General features: G+C 71.2%; 2 protein-coding genes. Both read left to right on the top strand.

The window, feature by feature from the left end:
- On the top strand, positions 1-258 hold a 258-nt coding region (locus tag RMT89_RS40925), incomplete at its 5' end, for a hypothetical protein (RefSeq protein WP_315888830.1).
- A gap of 2 nt (positions 259-260) precedes the next feature.
- On the top strand, positions 261-524 hold a 264-nt coding region (locus RMT89_RS40920; protein ID WP_315888829.1), incomplete at its 3' end, for a hypothetical protein.

Below are 524 nucleotides of genomic sequence, written 5' to 3'. Positions count from 1 at the left end.
GTCGAGCTGGGTCGAGCACGGACGTCGATCGCTGACTCGGTGTGGGAGTACTACCTCGGCAGCTCCGGCCCGACTGCGGCGGTGGCGCAGCAGGACGGCTACTGGCAGGGCCGCAAGATGGACGCACAGGTTGCGGCCCTGACCGCTGCTGTGGAGGCCGCCAAGCCCGGATCGGTGGACATGTCCGCCATCCGGGCAGCGGCCGAAGCGGCTGCCGAGAAGGCGCTGGCTGACCTCGGTGACCGGCTCAAGGGCTGAGCGTGCCTCGCCGGACAGCGATGCTCGTGCTCGGCGTCCTGTGGGTGCTGATCGGGGTGTCACTGCTCGATGCTGGCGTCCCAGCCCGTGCCGAGCTGATCGACCTACCCGACTGGCTACGAGCCGCCCTATGGGTCGCTGCCGGCGTGGTCGCGATCGCCACCGCCGGGCATGTGCGGGCATCGGTGTGGGGTCTGGCCGTGCTAGCTCTGGCTGCCTCGGAGCGGCACCCGCCGTGGCTCGACGCGTGGCCCCCACACGACGGC

This window comes from Streptomyces sp. P17, from assembly GCF_032436805.1.
GTDB lineage: Bacteria > Actinomycetota > Actinomycetes > Streptomycetales > Streptomycetaceae > Streptomyces.
This window is presented reverse-complemented; position numbering and strand designations above follow the sequence as displayed.